Raw genomic sequence first — 3840 nt, 5'->3', positions numbered from 1 at the left:
GGATTCAGAAGAGCACTTTCAGGTCGGTGTAAAGCTCGAGCATCCCCCAATCGGCCCCCTCTCCCTACGGGCGGTCCGACGTTTCGGGAGGGCTGGGGTGAGGGGAAAAGGGCTCAACGCAAAAACGCCTGCCGATAATCGCCCGGCGTCCCGCCCAGAACCTGCTTGAACCGATTGGTGAAATGACTCGCGCTGGCAAACCCGCACGCCAGTGCAATCTCACCCAACGGCAACGCCGTCCCGCGCAACAACTCCCGCGCCCGGCTCAAGCGTCGCGCCAGCACGTATTGGTGCGGCGGCAGGCCGAAACTGGTGCGAAACATCCGCGCAAAGTGGTATTCCGACAGGGCACACAACCCGGCCAATTGTCCGAGGCTGATCGGCTCGGCCAACTGAGTGTCGATAAAATCCACCAGTTGCCGACGCTGGTGCGGCGCCAATCCACCCTTCAAACGCAAACCCTGACGCGCACCCACCTGGCTGAGCAAGGTATGGTTGATCAATTCATGGGCGAGGCTGCTGGTCAGCAAGCGTTCGGCAGGTTCGTCCCAATTCAGCGTCAGCAACTGCCGGAAGCGCTGCGCCTGTTGTGGATCTTCGAGAAACGTCTGCTCGCGCAACTGCATCTCACGCGGTTCGCGATCGAGCAACGTGACGCAACCGAGGGCAAATTGTTCGGCGCTGAAATACAGATGCGCCAAGCGGATATCACCGTTGATCACCCAGCCTGACTCGTGATCGGCCGGGAGGATGCACAGCTTGTCCGGCCCGCCTTTCTGACCGGGTTGATCGCGACGAAAGGTACCGGTGCCACCGGCGATGTAGCAGGACAGGGTGTGATGGCTCGGCGCTTCATAATCCTGCGCATCGTGGTGGTTGGTCCACAAAGCCGCAGACAAGCCGTCACCGAGCTCGGCGCTGTGCACAAGGCGTGCGTTCGGCGAGCTGTTCAACGCTTGAAAGACTTGCAGGGTATCGATGGCGGCCATGATCGGTTCTCTTCAACGCCTTGCATCCTACTCCGTAGACGTCTTGCTGCCAGCCTGCCGCCAGACAAAAGCGCAAGATTCTGCAAGCGCGCAAACCGGGCTCGGGCAGACACTCAAGGCCTATCGAGGAGTGTCGCCATGAACCTGTCGTTGTATTTGTTGACCGTGCTGATCTGGGGCACCACCTGGATTGCCCTGAAATGGCAACTGGGCGTGGTGGCGATTCCCGTATCGATCGTCTATCGCTTCGGCCTCGCCGCGCTGGTGCTGTTTGCGCTGTTGCTGCTCAGCCGTCGCCTGCAACCGATGAACCGTCGCGGGCATCTGATCTGCGTGGCTCAGGGCTTGTGTCTGTTCTGCGTCAACTTCATGTGCTTCCTGACCGCCAGTCAGTGGATTCCCAGTGGTCTGGTCGCGGTAGTATTTTCGACCGCAACGTTGTGGAACGCGCTGAATGCGCGGGTGTTCTTCGGCCAGCGCATTGCGCGCAATGTGCTGATGGGCGGTGCGTTGGGCCTGTTTGGCCTGGGCATGCTGTTCTGGCCGGAACTGGCGGGGCATCAGGCTAGTCCGCAAACCTTGCTCGGTCTCGGCCTGGCGTTGTGCGGCACGTTGTGTTTTTCGGCTGGCAACATGCTCTCGAGCCTGCAGCAGAAGGCCGGCCTCAAACCGCTGACCACCAATGCCTGGGGTATGGCCTACGGCGCGGCGATGCTGTCGGTGTGGTGTCTGGTCAAAGGTATTCCGTTCGATATGGATTGGAGTCCGCGTTACGTCGGTGCGTTGCTCTATCTGGTGATTCCCGGTTCGGTCATCGGCTTCACCGCGTATCTCACGCTGGTCGGGCGCATGGGTCCGGAGCGTGCGGCTTACTGCACCGTGCTGTTTCCGGTCGTGGCGCTGAACGTCTCGGCTTTTGCTGAAGGTTATCAGTGGACAGCGCCGGCGCTGGTCGGTCTGGTGTTAGTGATGCTGGGCAATGTGTTGGTGTTCCGCAAACCCAAGGTGGTCGTGGCGCCAGTACAGGGAAAGTTGGCTTGAAATAAACGAGCGCTGAACTTCAGCGCTCGACTTTCAAGGTGATGTAAATCATTACCGGGAAGATGAAATCAACGATATGTCGCGCCCAGTCCTTGGCATTCCATGATTGCGAAGTGTCCATGTCGAACCATTCCACACCCACGGTTTGCAAACAGACGTAATAAATGAAGATTGCCGCCAGTATACCCATGATCGAGAACTTTTTTGCCTCGTGGAATACTTCTGCGGACGCATTTATGTGGCGATATAGCTGATACGTGCCTATCAGGCACAGCACGGTATACGTGACTTCCAGCGTGATGATGAACCAGTAGATCCGGTGATGGATCATCGGTGATTCAATGGCTCGGTACTTGATGGTTTCACTGGCCGTGGTGGTGTCCATACTCAGGATATGCGCCACGTAGGTGTAGTTTGAATTGTAGTCGGTAAAGTTGTGGATCATCACCAGCACGCCAAAGAAGCTGATGTAAGCCATTAATATGACTTTGCTGTAACGAATGAGTCTGTCGGTTGTCAGGGTGTTCAAGGTATTGGCTCTCCATAGCGTTTGTCGATTATTCGACAGGCAGGCAGAGCTTATAATGCTGTTGTTTGATTGGCTTTTTTGTTCAATTTCAAGTTGTGTAACGCGTAACTAACGGGCAAGTGCGATAACGCACTTGCCCGTGTTTTTTTATCCGCGCCAGACTTGCGGGTTGACCAGATCCTGCGGGCGTTCGCCGAGCAGGGCACTACGCAGATTGCCCAGCGCACGATTGGCCATGGCTTCGCGGGTTTCATTCGTCGCCGAGCCGATGTGCGGCAGGGTCACGGCGTTACTCAATTGGAACAGCGGTGATTCGGCCAGCGGTTCTTTTTCGTAGACGTCGAGGCCGGCGCCACGAATGCGCTTGTTTTGCAGGGCTTCGATCAACGCCGGTTCATCGACGACCGGGCCACGTGAGATGTTCACCAGGATGGCGTCGGGTTTCATCAGCGCCAGTTCGCGATGGCTGATCAGGTGGCGGGTCTTGTCGCTGAGCGGCACCACCAGGCAAACGAAATCGGCTTCGGCGAGCAGTTGATCGAGGCTGCGAAATTGCGCGCCGAGTTCCTGTTCCAGTTCGGTCTTGCGGCTGTTGCCGCTGTAGATAATCGGCATGTTGAAACCGAAGCGGCCACGGCGGGCGACGGCGGCGCCGATGTTGCCCATGCCGACAATGCCGAGGGTTTTACCGTGGACGTCACAGCCGAACAGTGGGGCGCCGACGCTGGCTTGCCACTGGCCGGCCTTGGTCCAGGCGTCGAGTTCGGCGACGCGGCGGGCGCTGCTCATGATCAGGGCGAAGGCGAGGTCGGCGGTGCTTTCGGTGAGCACGTCGGGGGTGTTGGTGAGCATGATCCCGCGTTGGTTGAAGTAGTCGAGGTCGTAGTTGTCGTAGCCGACGGAGACGCTGGAGACCACTTCCAGTTTTGTGGCGGTTTCGAGTTGCGCCTGGCCGAGTTTGCGGCCGACGCCGATGAGGCCGTGGGCGTGGGGCAGGGCTTCGTTGAATTGGGCGTTGATGTCGCCGTTCTTTGGATTTGGGACGATGACGTCGAACTCTTGTTGCAGGCGTTCGATCATGGGCGGGGTGATGCGGCTGAAGGCCAGGACAGTCTTTTTCATCGTTGTTGGCTCTTGTTCGGGCTTGATACCAAGCACGCTAACATTTCTGGCTTGGGGTTGTCTTGGCGGCCTCTGGGCCGACCATGTTCTTGGGGTTTTGGGTGTATATCCGTTGCTGCGGTGACGGCGGCTTAGGGTTTCGCCCTTACGGCGACTCAC

General features: G+C 58.3%; 4 protein-coding genes. 1 reads left to right on the top strand and 3 read right to left on the bottom strand.

Going from position 1 to position 3840, the window contains the following annotated elements; all coding sequences use genetic code 11:
- Positions 1–113 precede the first annotated feature (113 nt).
- Complete coding sequence (locus tag PMI23_RS20070; RefSeq protein ID WP_007914139.1) at positions 114–989, bottom strand: AraC family transcriptional regulator; 876 nt, start codon at positions 987–989, stop codon at positions 114–116.
- Between the two features lie 138 nt (positions 990–1127).
- Between PMI23_RS20070 and PMI23_RS20065 the strand changes: the two genes are divergently transcribed.
- The gene (locus PMI23_RS20065; RefSeq protein WP_007914130.1) at positions 1128–2030 is read left to right on the top strand and encodes a DMT family transporter; all 903 of its coding nucleotides are present in this window, start codon (positions 1128–1130) and stop codon (positions 2028–2030) included.
- A 19-nt stretch (positions 2031–2049) separates the two neighbouring features.
- Here the strand turns inward: PMI23_RS20065 and PMI23_RS20060 are convergent, their stop codons facing one another.
- Positions 2050–2559, bottom strand: coding sequence for a DUF2165 family protein (locus tag PMI23_RS20060; protein ID WP_007914127.1), 510 nt, complete (start codon positions 2557–2559; stop codon positions 2050–2052).
- Between the two features lie 147 nt (positions 2560–2706).
- Positions 2707–3681 (bottom strand): 2-hydroxyacid dehydrogenase, encoded by a 975-nt coding sequence (locus PMI23_RS20055; protein ID WP_007950087.1) that lies wholly within the window; start codon positions 3679–3681, stop codon positions 2707–2709.
- Positions 3682–3840 lie beyond the last annotated feature (159 nt).

This window comes from Pseudomonas sp. GM24 (assembly GCF_000282235.1).
Taxonomy (GTDB): Bacteria; Pseudomonadota; Gammaproteobacteria; order Pseudomonadales; family Pseudomonadaceae; genus Aquipseudomonas.
Note: the sequence above shows the minus strand (reverse complement) of the source record. Positions and strands in the feature narration are given on the sequence as shown.